This window comes from SAR324 cluster bacterium (genome assembly GCA_015232315.1).
GTDB lineage: Bacteria > SAR324 > SAR324 > SAR324 > NAC60-12 > JADFZZ01.
The window spans coordinates 37,018-61,373 of sequence record JADFZZ010000031.1; the positions used below are offsets into that span (position 1 = coordinate 37,018).

Sequence of the window (24,356 nt, forward strand, 5' to 3'; positions counted from 1 at the left end):
ATTCAAAGACATCAACAGAAAAATCAGGCAACTTCCAGTTCCAGATCACTTTGTTGCTGGATATTCCATTTTTCAACACTGAGTTCAAAATCATCATGGATGGTGCAGTGGATCGGCCCCATGCTTTCAAGTTGAACGACACGGATGATTTTCATTTTGGCCATCTCGAGCATCGCCATGAAGGTAAGAATGATGAACGATTTTGAGAGATCTCCGGTAAACATGTCTTCAAACAGAATTTGAGGAGAAAGCCAGAATTTATCAATCAGTTCATTGATCCGGTCTTCAATCCGGTATTTTTCCATTTCCACGATATGTGTTGTGATTTTGGGGCGGCGTTCCATCACCCGCTGAAAGGCTTCCATGAGGGCGTAAATGGAAACTTCTTCAAACACGGGATCTTTTTCCTCAATATCAGCCAGCAGAATTTCCTCCTGCTCAGGCCGGCCAAACACATCCCGTCCCAGGATATCCCGGACAGACAATTTATAGGCCGCGTCCTTGTATTTCTGATATTCAATCAGTCGGAGTCTCAGTAATTCTTCAGGGTCGTCCTCATCCGGCACAACTTCTTCGGTTTTAGGTTTGGGCAGGAGTCTGCGGGATTTGATGAGAATGAGCGTGGCGGCAATATCGAGAAACTCACCCGCGATATCCAGATTGATGGATTGCATGATGTTCAGATAAGACAAATAAGATGCCGTCAAATCGGACAGACGGACTTCGTAGATATCCAGTTCTTTTTTACGAATCAGGTGCAGAAGTAAATCCAGCGGACCTTCAAACACTTGCAACTTGATTTCAAGGGGGTTATCCGGGTTAGGAAAAATGGCAAATTCTTCAGGAATCGCTACGGGATTCATCGGCTTTCTTTTCTCACACGCTGGGGCGGAATGATTTCTTCAATCACTTCCTTGTGCAGTTGTTTGGTTTCGTTGGCTTTGTGATAACGTTTTTCAACAGTGGTGGTGACTTCCAGCAGGTCTTCCTGATTATGAATAATGTAAGGTCGAATGAACAGGAGCAAATTGGTTTTTTCCACTTCATCCTCACTGTTCCGGAACAACCAGCCAATCAACGGCAAATCGCCAAAGCCCGGAATTTTGGTGCCTGTCTTGCTCACTTTTTCATTGATCAAGCCACCAAGAGCCACAATCTCACGGTTACCGGTCAACACTGAGGTTTCCAACTCACGTTTGAGTGTGACAACACCAGCCTGATCGACTTCAACCGGACGGGCGACAATATTGCTGGATGTTTCCTTAATTTGCAAGAGGATGCTGTCATCGCCACTGATTTGTGGCTGGATCGTTAACATAACTCCAACATCACGGTATTCAATCTGTGTTGTACGGTTGCCGCTTGCGTCCACCACCGAGTTGGTTCCCACTGGAACCACCGTGGCCACATTGATGGTCGCTTCTTCATTATTCAGCATGAGGAGTTGAGGGTTTGCCAGAACATTGATTTCCGAATCACGTTGTGTGGCATTGATGAATGCGCTGAAGGTAAAAAACTGCTCTCCCCCCATTTTGATACTGCCGCCAACCGTTCCCAGGGTAAAATTTCCAGTGTTGGAAATGGCTTCTGTTGCTGTCAGCGGTTTGCCATCAGGAAAGCCACCGACAGAAGCACCACCCGTCCGGGGTGCCGCCGCATTCCAGTCTACGCCCAGTTCCAGGCTTTTGCTGAGTGAAACCTCCACAATCATGGCTTCCACATAGACCTGCAATCTGCGAGAGTCCAGTTTTTCCACAACACGGTCCATGGTTGAAAAGATCTCGGCAGGACCAAAAACCAGCAAGGAATTGGTTGCTTTGTCAAAACTGATGGACACCTCACTTTTTTTCTGTGAGCCGGATGCCGGTGCCGCGTCTTTATTTCCACCGGCGACATCTGTAATTCCTCCAGTGAGTTCTTTCAACAGTTTGGAGACGTCTTCCGCAATGGCGTATTTGAGCGTATAAACCTTGAAATTGCCGCTACCTTCGCCCACGGGCACATCCAGTTTTTCCAGCAGGTCAGTCGCTCGTTTTGTACTTTGAGGGTCGGCAATGATCAGCAGGGCATTGAGCCGTTTTTCCGGAATGATTTTAATGTTGCTGACCGCGTTTGCATTACTGCCGCCCTGGTCGGGGCTGGCAGGTTTATTCATGGTGGATTCTTCCTGAAATACGTTTTTCAGCATCGCGGCGGCATCCTGTGCAGACGCATATTCCAGACGATGAAATGTTGTCTGAAAACTTCCGGAACTTTCAGAAATATCCAGCTCCTCCAGCAAGGCCAGAATCCGTTGAACCGAGAAACTGTCAGCGACCAGCAGTAAGGCATTCAACCGGGGTTCCGCGATAATCGTGACACGACTGTCGGGTGAGGCCTCGCCTTTTCCTTTTCCAGCAACCACCCTGTCTGAAAACACACGAGACAGCAAGGAGGCCATCGTGTTGGCTGAAGCGTATTTCAAGGGATGCAACTTGACCTGAACATCTCCGCGAGACACATCCAGTTTATCAATCAGATTGTCAATTTCCTTGGTAGTCAGAGGATCCGCGATAATGATCAGCGCGTTCAGATTATCAAACGGGATCACCTTGGTGGGAATGGCAATCGGTGGGTTGCCCGCATTGGCATCACCAGCCGGTACAGGTTTGGCCAGTTGAGACTGATTGCTATAAATCTGGGTCACGATGGATCCAACCTGGCTGGCAGAAGCAAATTTGAGTTCCTTGACGGTCAGGGTCGCGCCAATTCCCTGCGCTCTGACATCCACTTCCTCAATAAACTGGATGATCTCCTCAGTCACATTTTTGTTGGCCAGAATGATGATGGCGTTGAGTTGTTCTTCCATCATGAGTTTGATCTTTTCACGTCTTCCATTGTTGACCATATTGGAAAACAGACTGGAAACCGTGTTGAACACATCTTTGACCTGCCGGTTCTTCATGTTGTAAATTGTGACAAGTTGTTTGCTCACTTCCGGTTCACGAACATCCAGATATTTGATGATGTCCGTAACACGTTCCACATTGATCTGGGTGTCAATGATCAACAGCATGTCCAGGGGTTCATAGGTGATGATGATTCCGGATTTCGAAAAAATCGGCGCAAGTGCCGCTTTCAATTGCTGAAGATCCGCAAACTGAATCTGTACCAGCCGCATCATAAAGGTATTCTGTGGATCATCAATGCGGACATTGCCCGTGATGAGCGGTAGTTTGGAATATTTGGCATTTTTTTCTTCCAGAATTTCAACTACATTGCTGTTTTCGCGACGCACCATGGTCAATCCCTGGGCAGCAAGGAGTTGTTCAAAAATAAAAAAAGCGTCCGCAGCGGTCACTTTGATATTCGGTGGCGATGTGATGGACATTTTGCCCTTCAAATCATTCTGCTTGTAAACAAAAACTGTTTCTGTCTCGGTGGCGATTATTTTTATAAACTGTTCCAGATCGACTGTCGGTGGCAGGTTGATCAGAACCTTTTCCTTGTCTTTTGTTTTTGGAGGGGCTGTTTTTTTGGGGGGAGGAGGAACCGGCTTGGGTGCTTCTGCTACAGGTGTTGCTGCCGGTGTTTCCTGAGCTTGAACCATAGAAATACCGCCAAGGACAATGCTCACGAGCAGTAATAAAAAACTGTGTTTCAGGAATGATTTCATAAAATAATTTTCCATCGAGTGTTAATCAAAACCTTGCGTCATTCTTAGTGGATCCAGCCAACCAGGTTGCCCACTTCCAGTCAAGGGGCGTTGTGATTTTAATATTTGTTTCTTCTCCGGGAATCATGGCAACTTCATGCCCCAGATGTTCCACAAGAGAAGCATCATCCGTGACTTTCCGGCCATCTTTTCTGGCCTGGTCATTGGCTTGCAACAATAGTTCCGTTCTGAATCCCTGAGGCGTCTGAGTTGCGAAAAGGATGGAGCGATCCACTATTTCAGATTTATTTTCTATTCGCCGCCGGATTGTATCCTTGAGCGATATCACAGGCACTGCCGCCGCACTGGTTTCGCAGGCCTCAAGAATCCGGTCAATGAGTTCATGGCTAAACAGGGGACGGGCACCATCATGCACCAGAATCCATGCTGGCAGAGATTCTTTACGGATCATTTGCAGGGCATTCCAGACAGAATCCTGACGTTCCTCACCACCATAAACCATCCGAATCTGATCCCCCATTGGCTGAGTCATTGTCCGAATTTCAGCTTCATCTTCTTTGGCAATCGCTAAATAAATCGACTTGATTCGAGGATGAATTAAAAATTTTCTGAGCGTGCATTCCAGTATGGTTTCATTGCCTAGAGACAGAAACAGTTTGTTTTTTCCGGCACCCATACGTTTTCCCTGTCCAGCCGCAGGAATAATGACGATCGTATCCGGGGTTTTCATAATTTTAATTACCAATATGGGTTCTGTTTTTCAAAAACAAATGCAAAACGCAAGAATCCGTTGCGAGGGATTTTCAAGGGTATTTATGAGCTTTAATATATTCATTCCCTTGTTTCAAGAGAAAGTTTGCAAGGTTTCAGACAGGATTTGGTGTTTATGCGAGATTGAGGAGGATCTGTCACGAATAAATTACAGCGACATTTATTTTATTTGAGGGCTTTGATAGGAGGCTGTCTTGAACTATTTAGGGCTAAAAAAACATTTTTCGAGGGTGCCCTGTAATTTCAGAGAAAATTTCTTGAAAATATATTGACGGAGACCTGAAAATTCCTATCCCCGCCGCAAGCGGACGGGGTATTACGGAATTTTTTCCCTTCATTCTGAAGCTATAGCTCAGGAAATTTTCTGGGGTGCTGGAATTTGTCCAAATCGTTTCATTAATCCGCCAATGATTAATAGGGTGAGAACATACACAATCAACTGGATTCCTGAGGGTCGATCATCATAGCCAATCAAGGTATGAAACAATTCGCCAATCATGGAATTTTCTGACAAAAGAGACGAGGTATCCCACACCACAGGTGCGATGGGGGAGATCATTCCGGCCTGAACCAGATAGACGGTGGCTTGAGATGCCATGCCCGCCGCCAGTAACAGAAGCAACCAACCCGTCACGGTAAAGAAGTGACGTGAAGGAACCTTGAGCAGTCCAAAATACAGCAAGACACCAATGACCACACCACCGGCCAGGCCAATACCGCCACCGGCCATCATCAGGGAAACATCACTACCGCCAGCGGCAATTCCATACAGAAACATGACCACTTCAGCGCCTTCTCGTAAAACAGCAATTGCGACTACGGCCTGCAACATAAGCAAGGACTTTGTGCCTTCCGCAACTTCTCGACCAACCGTGCTCATTTGTTGCGCCATTTCACGCCCATGCCGACTCATCCAGATGTTATGCCATCCTAGCATTACGACGGCAATACCAAGCACACAGGCGTTAAACAACTCTTGTCCCACACCTTCAAGGGACATTGCGATCGATTGGGCAAAATACGCCACTATACATGCTCCCGCGAGGCCTGAGGCAACTCCACCCATAATCCATAAACCCCTCTGTTTGACTTCTTTGGTGGCGGCCATGACAATACCAATGATCAACGCCGCCTCAAATACTTCCCGAAATACAATGACCGCTGAACTTAACATGATTCCTCATTTTTTTGGAAGTTGTTGAACTCAAAATTCTCTGTGAATTTATTAAATATAGTTGTGGTTTGGGGCAGTGTACGAGTCATTTGGCGATAATATTACCTTTTGCGGATTCCTCATGAAACTCACCCACAAAAGGATAGGTTCCCTTCTCCAGAGGACCAAGGAATAATATGATTTTTCCTTTCGCTGGAATAATTTTTTCTCTGTTCAGCGAATGGCTTTCGAATTCTTCAGGAGTCACGTCCTGATTTTCCACGATCAATTTGATTTTTTCTCCAGCGGGAATTTCCAGTTGAGTTGGTTCAAAGAGGTGATCCTTGATGATCAGGCGAAACTCCGGTACCTCCGCAAAGCCAGTGTTAACACTCAGAAAAATTGTTGAAATGGTTAATCCTGCCATTGCGCATAATCGCCATATGATTTTTTTCATAATTCTCCTTCTGATTCAGTTGTTGCCTGTTGCGTACATGACACATTCATGTTCACCTATTAAAATAATAAGTATAGGCGAAATGTTTATTTACACTCCGGGTCTAAGTCAAGTCCTGATCGGCAAACCAAATTATTTCTATCGTTTTTTATGGGCTAATCTTGTTGTATTGAGGAGAGTATTGATTGGCAACACAGGAGATAAATAGTTGCTGTAGCGAAACTGTATTTTTGTGTCATAGTGAACGCAAGTGAGTGACCTTAAACTTGTTATATTACTGATTTCACAATATTTAAGATCTCTCACGTTGTTCAGGATGACACGACTTCAAAATTATGCGACAGCCGCTAAATATTGAGTTTTGAAGAACAGGCGAGTTGGGAGTTGAGTACTTGTAACTACTGAGGTAATCTGGTGTGACTGAAAAAATGATAGGGTTCCATAACTCCCGGGATATTTGGAATTGATCTTGCTTGGCTGTTTCCTTAATAATATTCGTAGTATGTTTGAGACAAATACTACCCTATCCAGATATCAAGGACCTTGTATAATCTTAGATTGAGACGGAATTTCCTATGGCGGAACAAGCCAACCCCTTAAAAGACATAAGTTTCCAGTTCCAGAATTTCTTTGGTTCGCTCACGCTGGCAAAAAGAATCACCATTCTTGTCTCGTTGGGCATCATTCTGGCGGGAATGGTCACCATCGTCATTGTCTCGAATCGAGACACATGGGCACCACTCTATTCCAACATGGATCCGGGAGATGCCGCAAAAATTGTGGAAAAACTTCAAGAAAATCAAATTCCTTTCATGCTCGCGCCCGGTGGGCGAACCGTCATGGTTCCGCCGCACATGGTTGATCAGGCACGATTGACAATGGCCAGTGAAAAAGTTCTGCCCGGAAGCGGAGTAGGATTCATGGATATGTTTGGAACCCCCAGTCTCGGCGAAACAGAATTTCAACAGCAGGTAAAATACCGAATCGCTCAGGAAGGTGAACTGGCAAGATTGATCGGCAGGATCACCAATATCAAATCGGCCAAAGTCTCTCTGGCACTGCCACAGAAAACGCTGTTCAGTGATTCGCAGGAACAACCTACAGCCGCTGTTTCACTGGATGTCGCTGGAAGCTTGTCTCGTCAGCAGGTTGAAACGGTTTCTCATCTGGTCGCCGCCTCTGTGGAAGGAATGGAACCCAAATTTGTCAGAATCACAGATCAATCAGGAAACCTGCTGAGCCGTGGACTGGAAGATGAATCGCTGGGAGGAAAACTCAGTGAACACTACACCTATAAACGTCGGCTTGAAGCAAATCTGGAAAAGGAAATTCTCGATCAACTGGAACCCATTGTGGGGGTTGACCGGGTCAAGGTCAAGGTTGCGGCAAAACTCAAATTTGACAGGGAAACCGTCAAAGAACAACGCATTGATCCTGAACAAACCGCAATCATCAGTGAGCAGGTCTCCAATGAAAACTCAACAGGTTCGCGATCCATTCCTGTTGGACCCGCCGGAGTGAGTACCAATCTTCCAGAAGCAACAGGTCGTGAAGCCGCGACTGTCACCGATTTTGGCAAACAGAATTCCACCAGAAATTTTGATATCAGCCGCCAGGAAGTTTTCAGGGAATCCGCAACAGGAAAAATCATGGGCTTGAGCATTGCGGTTCTGCTGGATCATAAACATCCTGCGGTGATGGATGGAGATGGCAAGATTGTAGGCCGTGAAAACATTCCCTGGACAGTGGCGGAAAAAGAGGAAATCAGCAATCTGGTCAAAGCGGCCATCGGCTTCACCAGCAATGACGAACGCAAAGACAATGTGTTTGTGGCCAACATGTCGTTTGGAAAACCTGTGGAAGAAGATCAGCAGGCACAAGTGGAAGAAACCAGAAGACAACGAATTTTCATTCTGGATATTGTCCGCTATTCGGCTTTGGGCGTTGCGATTCTCGCACTGATCATGCTTGTGATCCGCCCGATGGTTCAACGTCTGAGCGCCAAACCCGCGGATCTCGATCTGTTGATGGGACTTCCTGCAACCATTGGCGAACTCGAGGGCGAAGAACTGGAGATTCCAACAGAACGCGAAGCGGGTATTCCACCAAGAGACAAAATCATCGACATCGCTCGTCAGGATCCGCTCAAAACAGCATCACTTATCCGTTCCTGGCTGCGGGATAAAAAATAATTCCCGACCAGCCTCTTCCCACATCACATTCCCGTTCCTGTTTCCGGTAAATCATCCCGGAAACTGCGGGGTTCATTCAATGTTGAAATATGTTCAAATTTGATTCTTCACAGGTACAGAAATTTGAATTTCCCGAATTCAGGATTGTAGAGGAACCCTCGGAAGAAGAGGGTGCGCCACCCGTCAAAAAAGTGGAACACATCCGCTCCGCGGACGCGGAAGAAATGAGAGTTGCTGATTTTCAGCCACTTGAATTTACCAATTTAAGCCCCACACATGAATCCCCGGTACTCAATTCTGCTACCGATGATGAAAAAATTATTTTGGCGGAAAATTTCAGGGTTGGAGAGTTTATCCCTGAAGCCAGCTTGCTCAGTAACGCTGAACAATATGCCAAATCCATCAGGGAAGGCGCTGAAATTTATGCGGAACGGATGAAAATTGCCGCTGAGGAAAAATACGCTCAGGCAGAACAAGTCAAACTCGATGCTGATGCCATCAAGCGCGCGGCCGATCATGATCGAACCCGACTTCTCAAAGAAACTGAAATGGAGGTGGAAAAGATCCGCAAAAAAGCCTATGAAGATGGTTTCAGGCAAGGGCAGATCGAAGGTCTCAATCAACGTTATGTGGAGGCGGAACCACAGATTCAACAACTTGAAGCTTTGTTTGACCAGCTCAAAAACCTGAGACAGGTGATCCGGTTCCAAAGTGAACAGGAGTTGGTACAGCTTGCTGTTCTTACCGCGAAAAATGTGGTCATGGAAGAACTGACGGTGAATCCTGATGTGCTTTATAATATTTTAAGAGCCGCCTTGAAGGAAATTGAGGCCCTGGGGAAAATCAGGGTATTCCTGAATCCGGAAGACTATGATTTCATGGAAAAGGCTCAGGCACAACTTCAGAACTATTTGAATGAAGAGCAGACGCTGATGATCAAACCGAGTGTGGATGTGGCTCCGGGAACACTGTTGATTGAAACCGATGAGAACATTATCAACTATGCTTTTGAAAAACAGTTTGCCGCTGTCGAAGACGCCTTGAGCCGAAAACTCGCAGAACGCCATTCCCGTCTGAATGAGGTGGATATGGACGCTTATGACTTCTCACTTTCTGAAGAACATCCTGATGCAGACACAGATCTACTCTAATCTTGGCGATTATATTGAAGAAATGCACCGGTTTCCCAAAATTCAGTTGGAAGGCCGGGTGATTCAGATGATTGGTCAGATCATCGAAGCCTATAATCCGGGTTGCTCGATGGGCAATCTGTGCCACATTTTCAATCCTGCCGATATGTCGCAAACCCTGGGCGAAATCGTTGGTTTTCGTAAAGACCGTATCCTGGTCATGCCGCTGAAAAATATTCATAATGTCGGCCCGAAATGCCGGGTGATTCCTGTGCACCGTCCACCAACGATTCAGGTTGGCGAAGGCTTACTCGGACGCGTGGTCAATCCCATGCTTGAACCTCTGGATGGACTGGGCGATATTTCTACAAATACTGATGCCCCTTTGTATCCTGAAGTGATCAACCCACTGGACCGTCCGAGGATTACACGTCCGCTGGATGTTGGAATCCGTGCGATCAATGCCAGTCTTACCTGTGGCAGAGGACAACGTGTCGGAATTCTCGCGGGTTCAGGCGTTGGAAAATCTGTTCTTCTGGGAATGATGGCCCGCTATACGGATGCGGATGTCAACGTCATCGCACTCATCGGTGAACGAGGACGGGAAGTGAAGGATTTTATTGAAAACAACCTTGGCGCTGACGGTCTCAAACGATCTGTAGTGATTGTGGCGACTTCCGATCAACCGCCATTGCTGAGGATGCGCGGGGCCTATGTTGCCACAACCATTGCGGAATATTTCCGTAATATGGGCCTCGATGTGCTGTTGACCATGGATTCTCTGACACGCTTCGCAATGGCACAGCGTGAAATCGGACTTGCCGCCGGGGAACCGCCCACCACCAAAGGATACCCGCCCTCCGTTTATTCCATGCTTCCACTGCTTCTTGAAAGAGCCGGAACAGCGGGTGAGCAAGGCAGTATCACTGGTTTTTATACCGTACTGGTTGAAGGGGATGACATGAATGATCCCATTGGAGACGCGGTCAGAGCGATTGTGGATGGCCACATCATTCTCAGTCGCAGTATCAGCGCGAAAGGACACTATCCGTCCATTGACATTCTGCAATCCGCCAGTCGGGTCATGGGGGATGTTGTGTCACCTCAATATCGTCAGTTGTCACAATTGTTGCGGCGAACTTTGGCTACTTACAGGGAATCGGAAGATTTGATCAACATCGGAGCGTATGTCAAAGGCAGCAATCCTGAAATTGATTATGCCTTGGCCAAATACCGACAGATTGAAGCCTTTTTACAGCAAAATGTGGAAGATCATTCCACATTGACAGAATGTGAAGCTAAATTATTACAGCTTTTTCGAGACAGGATGTAATCCATGGCATTGTAAGGGCGACCGGCGGGTCGCCCCTACGATTTGTGCCGGAGGAATCCTTGTAAGGGCGACCGGCGGGTCGCCCCTACGATTTATGCCGGAGGAATCCTTGTAAGGGCGACCGGCGGGTCGCCCCTACGATTTGTGCATATTGCCATAATAAAACATGAATCCGCTTCCTAACCTCCCATGATCAATAGAATAACAACCACAACGCAGAAATGGTGGCAAACCATGTTGGTCTGCTGGTCCAATGTCTATGTTTACAGGATCAATTTTCTCCTGCAAATTATTGGTCCGGCCATTGTCTTTTTTTTCATCAAATACAGTTTGTGGTTCAGCATTTTCCAGGGCGACTTTTCCCGGGAAATTGGAGGCTACACCCTTTCTTCCATGCTCGAATATCATTTGTGGACTCTGGTCGTTTCAGTCATTGGATTGGGCAACAGCGGCCATGAATTGTCCCAGGACATCCGTATGGGACGCATCACCAGTTATTTCATCTATCCGTTCAGTTTGTGGGAATTTCACATGGCCCAGTTTCTGGCAATGCAGGTCGTCAAAATATTTACCGCATCGTTGGTCATTGGCCTGAGTTTTACGTTTCTGGATCAGATTTTCACCGGATTTTCATGGCAGGCCTGTCTGAATGGCTGGTTGATGTCAATGGTCGTTGCGCTGTTCTGGTTCATGGTACAATACATGATTGGACTGCTGGCGTTCTGGTTGGAGGAAACCTGGACCTTCAGGGTGATTATTCACACCGTCACGCAGTTCTTTTCAGGGGCGATCATTCCGTTGGATCTGTATCCTCAATGGATGCGTCAGGCACTGGAATACACACCGTTTCCCTACCTTGTTTATCAACCGGTTCATGCTTTTTCCGGTCGTGCGGTCGATGTGGGCTGGAGCATCACCATTTTGTGCTTCTGGATCCTGATCACAAGTGCCCTGACACTTTGGGTCTGGAAACGAGGCGTCAGACTTTATACTGCGGCCGGGATGTAACAATGACAAATATGTGGAGCAGAATCCGACATTATTTATCGGTCTATCAGGTGTTTATTATCACCAGTCTGTCAGAAGCCATGAGCTATCGGTTGCATTTTGTCATGCTGGTGCTGATGGATTTGTTGTTCTATGGCGCAACCCTGATGTCTGCGGATATTATTTATGATCACGTTGCGCTCATTGGCAACTGGCGGCGGGAACAACTGCTGTTTTTTCTGTCGATCATGCTGATGATCAATCAGTTGCACATGACCTTTGTCAGTGAAAATTTCTGGATTTTCCCCATCCATCTACGCACCGGAACACTGGATTTTATTCTGCTGAAACCGATCCATCCCCTCTTCCCGAGTTTTTTCAGATATATCCGTGTTGGCAGTTTTTTTAATATTTTTATCACCTTGGGGATTGTGATTTATTATGGAAAACTGGTCGGTTTATCATGGCTCAGTTGGGTGGTTCTGGTGCCCTCAATCGTCATGGGATTTTTATTGCTCTCAATTCTGGAAATGACAATTGCGTGCAGTATGTTCTGGATGTTGGAAGGAACAGGGATTAATTTTCTGCGGATAGAGTTACAGCAACTTTCAAGATGGCCTGACTTCATCTATGGTTCAGTCGCGCGCCGATTACTCACGTGGGTGATCCCCGTTCTGATGATTGGAAACCCGGCAGCAAAATTTTTGATGGATGTTCATGATTTCATTCCTATGATTTTTATGGGAATCATGACAGCGTTGGTCTGGGGCTTTCTGAATTTTTTCTGGCAACTGGGACTTCGGACTTATGAGTCCGCTTCGAGTTGACTTAACCGTTCAAACACTGGATGTTTCAGCCTGATCATTGCCACGGAAAGTTCCAATGATCAGCAGAACCACGCCCAGACTGATGAAGCAATCCGCCAGATTGTTCACAAACGTAGGAATCAGGGGAATTCCATACCACAGGAAATGAAGAAAATCCGTGACAGTTCCATAAATCACCCGGTCCACCAAATTACCCATTGCTCCGGGAATCGTCAGAATCAGCGCACTTTTTGTGAACAGATCCAACTGGATCCAGTAGCGATAGAGGTAAAAAACCATTCCGCCGATGGCCAGGATGGACATTCCTGACAGTAAGGGAATCCGTATCATCGAAGGCAATCCCGCCAGAAAACCAAAACTGACTCCCGGATTTTCCACATGAGTCAATTCCAGCATATTCGGCAGCAACACGGTCACATCACCAATCGGGATGTAGAGCCGCACCAGAATTTTGACACCTTCGTCCAGCACCAGCAGCAATGCCATGATCAGAATTGAACGCTGAATGGTCATGCACCCCTGGAATATGAAGGTAAAAAAGCCAGCAGGGGAAGTACCTGTTGATCATGAGTTTTCATGTCCTTGACAACAATCTGTTGCTTTTGCAGTTCTTCAGGAAACAGAAACAGAACCTTGGACACATTGAGATCGTTGGCCTGTTGCAGAACTTTTTTCATTTTTTTCATGCTGAAATTGCATTCTACCTTGCTGCCTCTGGCAGTGAGCGCATTGGCAATTTTCAGTGCCAACGATGCTTCATCCCATGAAAATGGAACAATCATGTAATCCAGTTTTTTCCCAAGCTGAGGCAACAGGTTGAGTTCCTTGAGCATGTCCAGGATCACCACATCGCCAAACCCGAAGCCCACAGACGAGATCACATCCCCACCATACGTGGAAAGCAACGAATCATAACGACCGCCCCCGCAAATGGCCCGCTGGTTTTTGGAAGGAGTGTTCATTTCAAACACGGTTCCAGTGTAATAGGACAAGCCTCTGACAATGGTGATATCGAACTGGAAATAAGCGGCCAATCCGGACATTTCCATGGTGGAAAGAAGTTTTTTAAGATTCAGGATTCCCTCATTCTCTCCCAGTTTCTCACCCAGTTGATGTAAATCTGAGGTGGACAGATATTCCTCCAATCTGGAAATCTGATCTTCAGACAGAGATGCTTCTTTCAACAATTGACGAAAATCTTCCGGACGGAGTTTGTCTTTCTTATCCAGAATCACAAGGATGGCAGGATGTTGATCGTCAGCCACAGACAGATTGGTCAAAATCGCGTTCAGGATACGTCGATCATTGATGAATATCCGAATATGTTCCGTGGTGAGTCCCATGCTGGAACAGGCCTTGATCAGTGCGGACAACAACTCGGCTTCCGCGACAATGTGATCCTGCCCGACAATATCCATATTCCATTGAAAATGCTCACGTCGGCGACCTTTGGTCATGCGTTCATAACGAAAACATTGAGCCACAGAAAACCATTTGATGGGAAATGACAGAGCTTTCTGCTGGCTGATGATCATTCTGGCGAGGGTTGGCGTCATTTCTGGTCTCAGACTCAATTTTCGCCCGCCCTTGTCTTCAAAATTATACAACTGATCGCTGATTTCATCTCCGGCCTTGCGAATATACAATTCCTCGCTTTCCAGCACACAGGAATCATACTCTTCAAAGCCAAACATCGCGGCGGTTTCTCGCCACAAGTTAAACAGCCAGTTGCGTAAACGCATGTCGTCAGGAAAAAAATCTCTTGTTCCCTTAACAGGTTGCAGATCAATCATACATGTCCGTTATTCAAATGGATGGGGTTCAACAGCGGTGAGCATCAGGAGGTTCCAAACGCAAGTTCTATGACTTTTTTAAGATCATCCCAGACCAGTTCCATCGCTGATGGCGTGCGTAACAGATAGGACGGATGAAACGTCGGAATCACATTCCAGTTTTGATACCGCAAAACGGATCCCCGAGCCAGGGTGATGCCTGGTGCGTCCGGGATCAGGGCATGGGTTGGAACATTTCCCAGCGTGACGATGACTTTGGGATTCAACAATTCAATCTGACGCCGGATGATAGGAAAACATTGGGCAATTTCATCGGATGCCGGGACCCGGTTTCCGGGCGGGCGACACTTGACCACATTGGCGATATACACGTCAGGACGATCAATTCCCATCACCTGAATCATTTTGGTCAGAAGTTGTCCCGCTTTTCCGACAAAGGGCAGACCCTGAGTGTCTTCATCAGCGCCGGGCGCTTCACCCAGGAAAAGAATTACGGGAGACACATGACCTGAACCGAACACAAAATTAATCCGGGTTCCTCCCAGGGGACATTGCTGACATTTGCAATAGAGACGTTCCAGTTCAACCAGATCATGAATATCTTCCACTTGAGGCATAAGTGAATTATATTCACGGACAACTGGAATTTCAGGAGGGTGTGGGGTTCGTTGATTTACGGGAAATGGTTCTGGCCCGGATGAGTAATTTTCTTTCAGGAAGCGGTTTTTAACAGGGTTGCCGGAATCTGACTGAAACAAGTCGGTGGGGGAATACTCTTCACCGATATCGGCTTCTTCATTGAGCGTCGAAGTTTTCTTGACCCCTTTCATCAGCGTGCTGAGTTCAACTTTAGGGAGCGCTTCCAGATTAAGATAATTTGATTTGTGCTTGTTCAACCATTTTAACTGGTTTTCAAGATGGAGCAGGATGGTGGTGATGTCCATATTTTTTTCAGATAACAAAGATGGGAATGACTGAATTTCGATGAGTCAGGATACAACCAGCCTTTGAAGTGTCAAGGCCTGATCCCTGGTCCATATTTTGATCTTCCGGTTGGGTTCAGCGGTTAGTTGTGTTGCGAAACATGTTTGGTGTGTCATTCTGAAACTGTATGCAATAAAGACGCACGATGGTACGTCTTTACCAGAATTCTTCGTTTTTTGAATTTCCCGACAACCTGACGGTCAAAGAATATAACGGCTCAAGTCCTGATTTTTCAGCATGCTTGCCAGGCGACCATTGATATATGCCGGGGTGATTTCAAAGCTTTTTCCTGCCATTTCAGGCGCGTCAAAACTGATATCTTCCAACAGCTTTTCCATGATGGTGTGCAGTCGCCTGGCACCAATATTTTCAGCTTCCTCATTGACCCTGCACGCGATTTTGGCGATTTCCTCAATGGCGTCATGAGTGAACTTCAAGTCAACATTCTCGGTTTTCAGCAGTTCGGTATACTGGACAATCAGAGCATTTTTCGGCTCTGTCAGGATGCGGATAAAATCTTCCTTGGTGAGCGACTGAAGTTCGACACGGATCGGAAAACGTCCCTGCAATTCGGGAATAAGATCAGAGGGTTTGGCGATATGAAACGCTCCTGCCGCAATGAACAGAATGTGATCGGTTCTCACGGGACCATATTTGGTATTGACTGTCGAGCCTTCCACAATCGGCAGAAGGTCACGCTGGACCCCTTCTCTGGAAATATCGGGGCCATGGCTTGAGCCTTTGCGCATGGCGATCTTGTCCACCTCATCCAGAAACACAATTCCTGTCTGTTCGGTCCGGTGGACTGCTTCCCGGGAAACTTCTTCCATGTCGATTAACTTGCCGACTTCTTCCTGCTCCAGGATGGTGCGGGCATCGCTGATAGTGATTTTTCTGCGTTTGGATCGTTTGGGCATCATGTTTGAGATCATGTCCCGAATATTCATATCCAGATTGTCATTGAGCGAAATCGGCATGAATTCAACCACGGCTCCAGAGGCCTTCTCGGTCACATCCATTTCAATCATTTTGTCATCAAGCAGATTGTTGCGGAGTTTTTCCCTGAATTTTTCCCGGGTTGGATTCGGTTCATCACTCTCCTGGGTGCCTGTAGGCGGCAACAACAGATCGAGCAGACGTTCCTCAACAATGGTCTGGGCATGTTGGGTTTTGATTTTAACATGTTCCTGACGTACCAGATTGACAGACACTTCCGTCAAATCACGAATGATAGATTCCACATCTCGTCCGACATAGCCAACTTCGGTGAACTTGGACGCTTCCACCTTGACAAAAGGCGCATTTGCCAGTTTGGCGATCCTGCGGGCAATTTCTGTTTTCCCCACACCGGTGGAGCCGATCATGATAATATTTTTTGGTAAAATTTCCTCGCGCAGATCCTCCGCAAGCTGGAGTCGTCGCCAACGATTTCTTAAAGCGATCGCAACCGCTTTTTTGGCGTCTTTCTGGCCAATGATATAACGGTCAAGAGAGTCCACAATCTGACGTGGTGTCTGGTCTGCGTTGGTGGCTGATGTTTCCATGGGATGTTCTCTAGAAAGATAGTTCTTCATAATGGATATTCTGATTGGAATACAGGCAGATTTCTGAAGCGATGATCATTGATTTCTGGACGATTTCTCTGGCCGACAAGGGGCTATCCTTGAGCGCCCGAGCCGCCGCAAGAGCGTACATCCCGCCAGAACCGATGCCGATAATGCCATCTTCCGGCTCAATCACATCTCCGTTGCCGGTAATGATCAGGATCGCTTCGGAACTGGCCACAGCCAGCAATGCTTCCAGATTTCTGAGAATTTTATCGGTGCGCCATTCTTTGGCCAGTTCCACAGCAGAGCGCAATAATTTGCCATTGTACTGTTCCAGTTTTTCATCAAATTTTTCAAACAGGGTAAACGCGTCTGCGGTTGAACCCGCAAAGCCTGCGATGACTTTGTCATTGTGAGCCAGTCGTATTTTACGGGCATTGGTTTTCATGATGGTGTGACCTTGTGTGACCTGACCATCGCCAGCCATTACGACCTGATTGTCTTTTCTAACGCATAAAATGGTTGTCATAGATTTCCAATTTCTAAAAAGAAGGGGATTGAATGGATAACTTCATCAGAGGAGAGCTGTGTCCAGTGGTTACGTTTCAGGCTCCTGATCTTTCATCGGTGGAGTCGCTGTTATTGTCAGAGATTGGTAATACCGATTCATCACTTCCTGAAAAACGGTTTTTAGTGGAATTGAATGTTCTTCGGCAATTCGACGGCAGTCTTCATATTCCGGCTTGAACGATCGGGAAATTCCATCGCCTGAGACTTTTCCCTGGACCATTCCCCAGGAAGTTGCCACCTGAATCATCTGCCGGGGCCATACCTTACGATAATATTTTTGATAGCGCAACCCGATAGTTGTGGTTTCACTCCTGATTATTTGATGAATCTGATCCCGGATTTCCTGTGGATACAATACCTGGAGCATTGTTCCGGGACGATTTTTTTTCATATAAACAGGAACAAACCAGACATCCAGTGCCCCATTTCTTAGCAACTGTTCCTGGACCCATCCCAGCCATTCCCCGGAACAGTCATCCAGATTCACTTCCGCACATTCCACTGTCGGCTGATCAGAAGACCTCGCCGGAGTTCCCAACGTGGCTCTCAAAATATTGGGAACTTCGCTGAAATCTTTGGTTCCAGTACCAATACCCGTGCGAAGAACCACAAATTCCAGTGCTGCTGGTCGGGGCTCAGCCAGTGCCGATAATACTGCCGCCCCCGTGGGCGTGGTCCGTTCAAACGGCAATTGATCCCAAATCACGCTGAAACCGCGCAAAAGTTCCAGTGTGGCCGGTGCGGGAACCGGGAGTTCACCATGCTGACTCATGACAGTGCCGGATCCAAGCGGAATACTTCCTACATAAATTTTCTCAATATTGAAATATTCCACCCCGACAGCAATGCTCACAATATCCGCAATGGAATCCCAGGCACCCACTTCATGAAAATGTACGGTTTCAGGAGAAACGCCATGAATTTTACCCTCAGCAATGGCCAGTTTATGAAATATGTTGATCGCTGTCGCTTTAATTTGAGGGCTCAATCCTGATTGTTCCAGCATGACACGAAGCGAAGCAAAGGTCTGATGCGAATGTTGGTGGATCAGTGGTGTTTGCTGATTTGTTGCCGACAATGGAACGGCATAAGCGGGTGGGAAAACCTTGAACTGGATGCCTGTGAGGGAATGGCGGGTTTGAGACGATGCTGACATTTCCAGAAGCCCCACTGGCAGTTTTGCCAAATTTTCACGAAGCACTTCGATGGGAAGCCCCAAGTCAAGGAAACATCCTGTCAGCATGTCCCCGGCAATCCCGCCGACAGGTTCCAGATAGAGAATATTACCCAGGGATTCCAGCTCAGGCATATCTTATTGCTGGGGTTCTTCGTGAGGGGTATTGCGGTAATAGGCCATAAAATACTCCACTCCGCTCCAGAGAGAAATGACCGCCGAAGCCCAGAGCAATACCAGACCGATGATGTGAAACGGGATATGCCAGGTATCATGATGCACAATCAGAAAGCCAATGGAAATCATTTGAATCAATGTTTTGAGCTTTCCGGCCCAGCTTGCGCCAATCACCAGACCATCCACTACCGCGATGGAGCGGAGTCCGGAAATAGCAAATTCACGGGAAATCAGAATCACGGTGGCGATGGCGGGAGCACGATCCATGGCAACCAGCAAAACCAGAATGGAGGAAACCAGAACTTTGTCCGCAATGGGATCCAGCAATTTTCCAAGAGGGGTGGATTTTCCCTCAAAACGTGCCAGCACACCATCCAGATAATCAGTAAAACAGGCGATGGTGTAAAGCACTGCCGCGGCAAACAAAATTCCGGGAGTATCAATCCAGATCAGCAGATAAATGACAGGAATCAAAAACATTCTTGCCACAGTGAGTTGGTTGGGAGTTACCAGCTTTGAGAGTAAACCGAGCATAAATCAATATCCATCTTGAGTTATTCAATCATATTCATTAATGAAGGCTGTAAAAGATTTTAATGGAATAGTCCATAGTAAATTTGGAAGCCTGAAAAAATTAACGCAACTGGAGTGGACATTATGAAATTTGCGGTGCTGGGCTGGAGTTATCGACAAACTCCGGTAGAACTGAGGGAAAAAATCGCACTGACGCCCCAGCAGCGCTTCTCACTCGCCTATGATCTGAAACAACAGTTTGAACTTGAAGAACTGCTGATCCTCTCCACATGCAACCGCACAGAATTCTATTACCGTGCGGTCCAGCCAAGGCACGTCAGCCAACAAATTTTAAAATATTTAACCGACTTCTGGAAAAATCCTGACATCGGGAATCTGTCCTATCAGGAATATGACATGGATGCCGTCCGGCATTTATTCCGTGTATCCGCCAGCCTGGATTCCATGATTCTGGGCGAACCTCAAATTCTGGGACAAATCAAGGACGCGTATCAGGAATTTCAGGAAATGGATATGACGGGACGTGTATTCAAATCGCTGTTTCCTAAAGCGTTTTTTACAGCAAAACGCGTCCGCACAGAAACCCAGATCTCCAATTTCGCGGTTTCCATCAGTTTTGCCGCAGTGGAACTGGCACGACAGATTTTTGATGATCTGGAGAAGCGCAGTGTGATGATCATCGGTGCCGGTGAAATGGCCGAACTTTCAGCAAGACATCTGATCAAATGCGGTGTTTCCCGACTGCTGGTAACCAATCGAACTTTTGCCAATGCTGTCAAAATGGCCGAACGCTATAAGGGGTCAGCCATTCAGTTTGAACAGATGGCGGGCTATCTGCCCAATGTCGATATTGTGATTTCCTCCACGGGTGCCAGTCACCACATCATCACAGAAAGTACTGTCAAAAAGTGCATGAAGCTTCGCAAAGGCGATCCCATGTTTTTTATTGATATCGCGGTTCCGCGAGACATTGATCCCCAAATCAATAATATCTCTGACGTATTCTGTTACGATATTGATGATTTGCAGAATGTGGTGGACCGGAACCTGAAAGAACGTCAGAAAGAAGCAGAACTTGCGGACCATATTGTGGAAGAGGAAATCATCAAAACTCATTCATGGTTCAAAACACTTTCATCGGTGCCTACCCTCAAGGCCTTGCGTAAACAATTCCATGACATTGGTGAAGATGAACTTTTCAAAACACTGTCAAAACTGAAAGGCCTGGATTCCCAGCAACAGGATGCTGTGAAATATCTGGTCTATAAAATCATCAACAGGCTGCTGCATGCGCCCTCCACCAACCTTAAAGAGGCAAGTCACAGAGATGACGTGCATCTTTATCTCGAAGCACTTTCGGATCTGTTTGATCTTTCACCGGCGGAACTCTCCATTGAAAATCTTGCGGAAACACCTGCGTTAAAACTCCTCAATCGACGTTAATTTCAGGAACTCATGACAACTACAACTCTGCGTATTGGAACACGAGGCAGTCAACTGGCTTTATGGCAGGCCAACTGGATCCGCGATCAGATCCTCGCTAAATTTCCGGAAATTATTGTGGATCTGGTCATCATTAAAACGACCGGTGACATGATTCAGGACAGACCCCTGTCTGAAATCGGGGGCAAAGGATTGTTTGTTAAGGAAATTGAAACAGCTCTGATGGAAAACAAAGTCGATCTGGCTGTGCACAGCATGAAAGATGTTCCCTCCTGGTTGCCTGAACCTCTGGAAATTGCTGTCATTACCAAACGTGAACATCCGGGTGACGCGCTACTCTCTGAAAAATATAAGAGTCTCGAAGAACTCCCTTCAGGCGCACGGATCGGCACCAGTTCACTCCGCAGGTCCTCCCAGTTGAAAGCCCTTCGAAATGACCTCATTATTGAACCGTTACGTGGAAATGTAGACACCCGACTGAGGAAACTGAAGGAAGGTCACTATGATGCAATCATCCTCGCTTATGCCGGACTCAAAAGACTCGGGCTGGATTCCCATGTAACCCGGATCATTGATCCATCGCAAATGTTGCCAGCCGTTGCGCAGGGAATTGTCGGGATCGAGGTGAGAAAACAGGATGCAAAAACGCTGTCCTTTCTTCAGCACCTGCATCACCATGAAACAGCAGCATGTCTTGAGGCCGAACGCGCGTTACTGGTTCGTCTTGAAGGAAATTGCCAGATCCCACTGGCTGGTTTTGCCCGGTTGAATGACCACACCGTCACACTGGAAGGCCTGCTGGCATCACCGGATGGTGCCACCCTGATTCGCCATACCATGTCCTCACCGGAAAGTGACGGCCAACAGCTTGGCAAGGCTATGGGCGATTATTTACTGGCTCATGGCGGCCATCAGATTCTGGATCAACTAAAATCCACCCATTAAGAAGAACCTACCTCAATTTTCAGTTTTGTAGAGACGTGCGATTCGCGCGTCTCTACGCATGCCTGCCAGCAAAATTCCAAGCATCCTTATTTCAGAAATCCGCGATCATGTTTTAAAGAACGACATTGTATCCTGAAGTTGGGTGGCCTGAGCGGATAATTCTTCAGAGGTAGATGCCAATTCTTCAGAGGCTGAAGCATTCTGTTGGATCACCTGATCCAGTTGCTGGAGAGCCCTGTTGATTTGTTCCGCTCCGGAATTTTGTTCATTGCTGGAGGCCTTGATTTCCTGGACTAATTCTGCGGTTCGCTGAATATCGGGCACAAGTCGTGCGAGCATTGCTCCAGCCTTTTCTGCCACATTCATGGTGTTGGAAGATAATTGTGTTATTTCGCCTGCGGCAGCCTGACTGCGTTCCGCAAGTTTGCGAACCTCAGACGCGACCACAGCAAACCCTTTTCCATGTTCGCCGGCCCGTGCGGCTTCAATTGCCGCATTGAGTGCCAGCAAATTGGTTTGGCGTGCAATTTCTTCAATGATCGAAATTTTACTCACAATTTCTTTCATGGCATCCACTGACTGAGAAACGGCGGTTCCTGTTTCTTTGGCATCCATGGCGGCTTTGGTGGCAATTTTTTCAGTTTGCTGGGCATTTTCAGAGTTTTGTTGAATATTGGAACTCATCTGCTCCATCGACGCGGAAGTTTCTTCCACTGACGCGGCCTGTTCCGTTGCCCCCTGTGACATTTGCTGGGATGACGAAGTAAGCTCCTGACTTCCTGAGGTGACATTGTCCGTCGCGGTCTTCACCTGACTTACAATCCCCAGAAGATTATGCACCATATTTTTCAGGGCGTCTGCCAGCATGCCCATTTCATCTTTTTGGTTCACATCAACTTGAGCGGTCAGATCTCCATTGGATATTTTCTGGGCAAATTCAACGCCACTTTTAATGGGATAGGTGATTGAACGAGTGATAAACATCGCAAAAATAATGCCGATGATGAGTGCGGTCACACTGATGGAAACCACACTCATTCTGGTTTTGGCTGCGTCATCCAGCATCAGCTTTTCCGACACCGTATTATCTGTCACGGTCTGAACCATCTGGTGTAGCAGATCTTTCACCTGTGCCAAATATTTTGTGGTTTCTGAAGCGTAGAGTTCCCGTGCTTGTGTCATCCCCTGAAGCCTTTCCTGAGACCGATTCTCCATTTTGCCAATATACTGACGGACGATCAACAGTTTCGATTCTACTTCATCATGATAGTGTTTTTTGGCAAGACCTGCCTGGCCTTCCCTGAGAGACTGATCAATTTTTTTACCGGCTTCGTGGAGAGCTCTGTGTGGCGCTTTCACTTCCTCAATCAGTCCAGCCAGAACAGAATCAGAAGAGCTGATTGACTCAGCCTGTTCTCCATAAAGAAAATGGCCAAAGTTGCATTCAGTGTAATCCAATTGAACATTCACCTGTTTCTTTTCTGTCAGGATTGAATCCAGTAACTGCTGTGCCCAGGCTAGATGTCCAGCTTCCTGCTTGGCAAAGAAGGTTGGCAACGTAATATCGGCCTGTTCATAAACCTTTTCAATTTTTACAGCCGACTCATGCAGTTTGCGGTGTGGTTCTTCAATAGAGTTGAACAGCCCTCTCAACGCCGGTACAAACGCTTCTGCTTTTTTGCGCCCCTCACCATAAAACCAACGGCCAAAGGCACACTCACGCGGGTCTTTTTGTACGGTCAACTGGGTGACTTTATCGTCATTCAGGAAATTACTCAGAGCAATCGACCAATTCAAATGATCCACCTCTCTTTGCAATAGTTCTCCCCGAAGTCGATTTCCTTCAGCGGATTCAGTGCCATTCGAGACAATTTGGTCAATTCCGATAAAGGCCCAGAAACCAACCACAGTCAGCATGATCAAAACCCCACCGATTCCGGAAAAAATCTTGATGCCGATTTTTATATCTTTCCAACTCATACAATCTCCTTTGTCTTGTTTATAATTTTTTCCAGGGTGGAAGTACGTCCAGGCGAAGCCGGTTTATATTCTCATTCTGGAAACCTGAAACCTCTGTGACAACCTTGATTATTTGCAGGTCATGCCAATCATCTTCTTGCTAAGGAACGTTCAAAAAATATCATAGGAAACTTTCTGGTTACGAACGTCCCGTTCGTAACCGTTCCATGACCCATCTCCAGTGGGTGCGAAGCTGAGCTTCGCCTGTTGGATAACGTGCCCCACGGGACGTAGGGCACGAGCAAACTTTTACAACTTATTCTTTTGCCCTTCCTAAAGAAAGATATGTCAGATTCTTTCACTGAATGGCAAGGACAAGGATCTCCTGTTTAAGTTCTTATCAAAAATGTAAAAATGATAGCAATAGAATTTCAAAAGGATTCTCGGAAAAAATATCCACGTTTTTTCATTGTGGTTTACTAACTCATGTTACGTGAACAGTTTTATGCGTACGCAAATGAATGACATAGCATAGAAACAGAACCGTTAACTGACCATAACTGAGGCCTTGATGATTCCCATGAGCTTGGGGTAAGGCCACGGCTTTCTCATAAAAAATAGGCCTGTCATTTTCGTGTAACAAATAGAGAGTACAAATTTTACCCAGGATCCTATGAATAAACTCAACTCAAAAAAACGATAAAATCATTTTACGACGCCTTAAA

At 46.7% G+C, this 24,356-nt stretch carries 20 protein-coding genes; 7 read left to right on the forward strand and 13 right to left on the reverse strand.

Going from position 1 to position 24,356, the window contains the following annotated elements; translation table 11 throughout:
• Positions 1-23: 23 nt before the first annotated feature.
• The 5 genes from HQM11_16940 to HQM11_16960 form a co-directional block, all read right to left on the reverse strand.
• The gene (locus HQM11_16940; GenBank protein MBF0352722.1) at positions 24-863 is read right to left on the reverse strand and encodes a segregation/condensation protein A; all 840 of its coding nucleotides are present in this window, start codon (positions 861-863) and stop codon (positions 24-26) included.
• On the reverse strand, positions 860-3,655 hold the full coding sequence (locus HQM11_16945; protein MBF0352723.1) for a hypothetical protein: 2,796 nt from the start codon (positions 3,653-3,655) through the stop codon (positions 860-862). Before HQM11_16945 ends, HQM11_16940 begins: the two co-directional genes overlap by 4 nt.
• Before the next feature lie 25 nt (positions 3,656-3,680).
• The gene (gene ispD, locus HQM11_16950) at positions 3,681-4,385 is read right to left on the reverse strand and encodes a 2-C-methyl-D-erythritol 4-phosphate cytidylyltransferase (protein MBF0352724.1); all 705 of its coding nucleotides are present in this window, start codon (positions 4,383-4,385) and stop codon (positions 3,681-3,683) included.
• A 393-nt stretch (positions 4,386-4,778) separates the two neighbouring features.
• The gene (locus HQM11_16955) at positions 4,779-5,600 is read right to left on the reverse strand and encodes an FTR1 family protein (GenBank protein ID MBF0352725.1); all 822 of its coding nucleotides are present in this window, start codon (positions 5,598-5,600) and stop codon (positions 4,779-4,781) included.
• Between the two features lie 85 nt (positions 5,601-5,685).
• Positions 5,686-6,006 (reverse strand): cupredoxin domain-containing protein, encoded by a 321-nt coding sequence (locus HQM11_16960; protein MBF0352726.1) that lies wholly within the window; start codon positions 6,004-6,006, stop codon positions 5,686-5,688.
• Between the two features lie 605 nt (positions 6,007-6,611).
• Here HQM11_16960 and fliF point away from each other — a divergent pair.
• The 5 genes from fliF to HQM11_16985 all read left to right on the forward strand — a co-directional run bounded on the left by fliF (position 6,612) and on the right by HQM11_16985 (position 12,505).
• Positions 6,612-8,228: a flagellar M-ring protein FliF gene (gene fliF, locus HQM11_16965; GenBank protein ID MBF0352727.1), complete on the forward strand. Its 1,617-nt coding sequence runs from the start codon at positions 6,612-6,614 to the stop codon at positions 8,226-8,228.
• An 89-nt stretch (positions 8,229-8,317) separates the two neighbouring features.
• Positions 8,318-9,379, forward strand: a complete 1,062-nt coding sequence (locus HQM11_16970; GenBank protein MBF0352728.1) for a hypothetical protein — start codon at positions 8,318-8,320, stop codon at positions 9,377-9,379.
• Complete coding sequence (locus HQM11_16975; GenBank protein ID MBF0352729.1) at positions 9,357-10,691, forward strand: FliI/YscN family ATPase; 1,335 nt, start codon at positions 9,357-9,359, stop codon at positions 10,689-10,691. Before HQM11_16970 ends, HQM11_16975 begins: the two co-directional genes overlap by 23 nt.
• A 189-nt stretch (positions 10,692-10,880) precedes the next feature.
• Positions 10,881-11,699 carry an ABC-2 family transporter protein gene (locus tag HQM11_16980; GenBank protein ID MBF0352730.1) on the forward strand — a complete coding sequence of 273 codons (819 nt, stop codon included), beginning with the start codon at positions 10,881-10,883 and terminating at the stop codon, positions 11,697-11,699.
• Between the two features lie 2 nt (positions 11,700-11,701).
• Positions 11,702-12,505 carry an ABC-2 family transporter protein gene (locus tag HQM11_16985; GenBank protein ID MBF0352731.1) on the forward strand — a complete coding sequence of 268 codons (804 nt, stop codon included), beginning with the start codon at positions 11,702-11,704 and terminating at the stop codon, positions 12,503-12,505.
• 9 nt (positions 12,506-12,514) lie between these two features.
• Here the strand turns inward: HQM11_16985 and lspA are convergent, their stop codons facing one another.
• From lspA to pgsA, 7 genes are all read right to left on the reverse strand, one after another.
• The gene (lspA, locus tag HQM11_16990) at positions 12,515-13,018 is read right to left on the reverse strand and encodes a signal peptidase II (protein ID MBF0352732.1); all 504 of its coding nucleotides are present in this window, start codon (positions 13,016-13,018) and stop codon (positions 12,515-12,517) included.
• Positions 13,015-14,298 (reverse strand): histidine--tRNA ligase, encoded by a 1,284-nt coding sequence (locus tag HQM11_16995; GenBank protein ID MBF0352733.1) that lies wholly within the window; start codon positions 14,296-14,298, stop codon positions 13,015-13,017. The genes lspA and HQM11_16995 overlap by 4 nt, the downstream gene beginning before the upstream one ends.
• Before the next feature lie 44 nt (positions 14,299-14,342).
• The gene (locus HQM11_17000) at positions 14,343-14,915 is read right to left on the reverse strand and encodes a uracil-DNA glycosylase (GenBank protein MBF0352734.1); all 573 of its coding nucleotides are present in this window, start codon (positions 14,913-14,915) and stop codon (positions 14,343-14,345) included.
• 567 nt (positions 14,916-15,482) lie between these two features.
• Positions 15,483-16,826, reverse strand: coding sequence for an ATP-dependent protease ATPase subunit HslU (hslU, locus tag HQM11_17005; protein MBF0352735.1), 1,344 nt, complete (start codon positions 16,824-16,826; stop codon positions 15,483-15,485).
• A 10-nt stretch (positions 16,827-16,836) separates the two neighbouring features.
• Positions 16,837-17,358 carry an ATP-dependent protease subunit HslV gene (gene hslV / locus HQM11_17010; protein ID MBF0352736.1) on the reverse strand — a complete coding sequence of 174 codons (522 nt, stop codon included), beginning with the start codon at positions 17,356-17,358 and terminating at the stop codon, positions 16,837-16,839.
• Between the two features lie 69 nt (positions 17,359-17,427).
• Positions 17,428-18,708, reverse strand: coding sequence for a nickel pincer cofactor biosynthesis protein LarC (gene larC / locus HQM11_17015; protein ID MBF0352737.1), 1,281 nt, complete (start codon positions 18,706-18,708; stop codon positions 17,428-17,430).
• Positions 18,709-18,711: 3 nt separating this feature from the next.
• Positions 18,712-19,284, reverse strand: a complete 573-nt coding sequence (gene pgsA, locus HQM11_17020) for a CDP-diacylglycerol--glycerol-3-phosphate 3-phosphatidyltransferase (GenBank protein ID MBF0352738.1) — start codon at positions 19,282-19,284, stop codon at positions 18,712-18,714.
• Positions 19,285-19,407: 123 nt separating this feature from the next.
• Between pgsA and HQM11_17025 the strand changes: the two genes are divergently transcribed.
• Together HQM11_17025 and hemC are read left to right on the forward strand one after the other, a co-directional pair.
• On the forward strand, positions 19,408-20,727 hold the full coding sequence (locus HQM11_17025; protein ID MBF0352739.1) for a glutamyl-tRNA reductase: 1,320 nt from the start codon (positions 19,408-19,410) through the stop codon (positions 20,725-20,727).
• A 12-nt stretch (positions 20,728-20,739) separates the two neighbouring features.
• A complete protein-coding gene (gene hemC, locus HQM11_17030) occupies positions 20,740-21,672 on the forward strand; it encodes a hydroxymethylbilane synthase (GenBank protein MBF0352740.1) in 933 nt (310 codons plus the stop codon).
• A gap of 105 nt (positions 21,673-21,777) precedes the next feature.
• On the opposite strand, the gene HQM11_17035 is transcribed toward hemC, so the two are convergent.
• Positions 21,778-23,652 (reverse strand): CZB domain-containing protein, encoded by a 1,875-nt coding sequence (locus tag HQM11_17035; GenBank protein ID MBF0352741.1) that lies wholly within the window; start codon positions 23,650-23,652, stop codon positions 21,778-21,780.
• Positions 23,653-24,356: the final 704 nt, after the last annotated feature.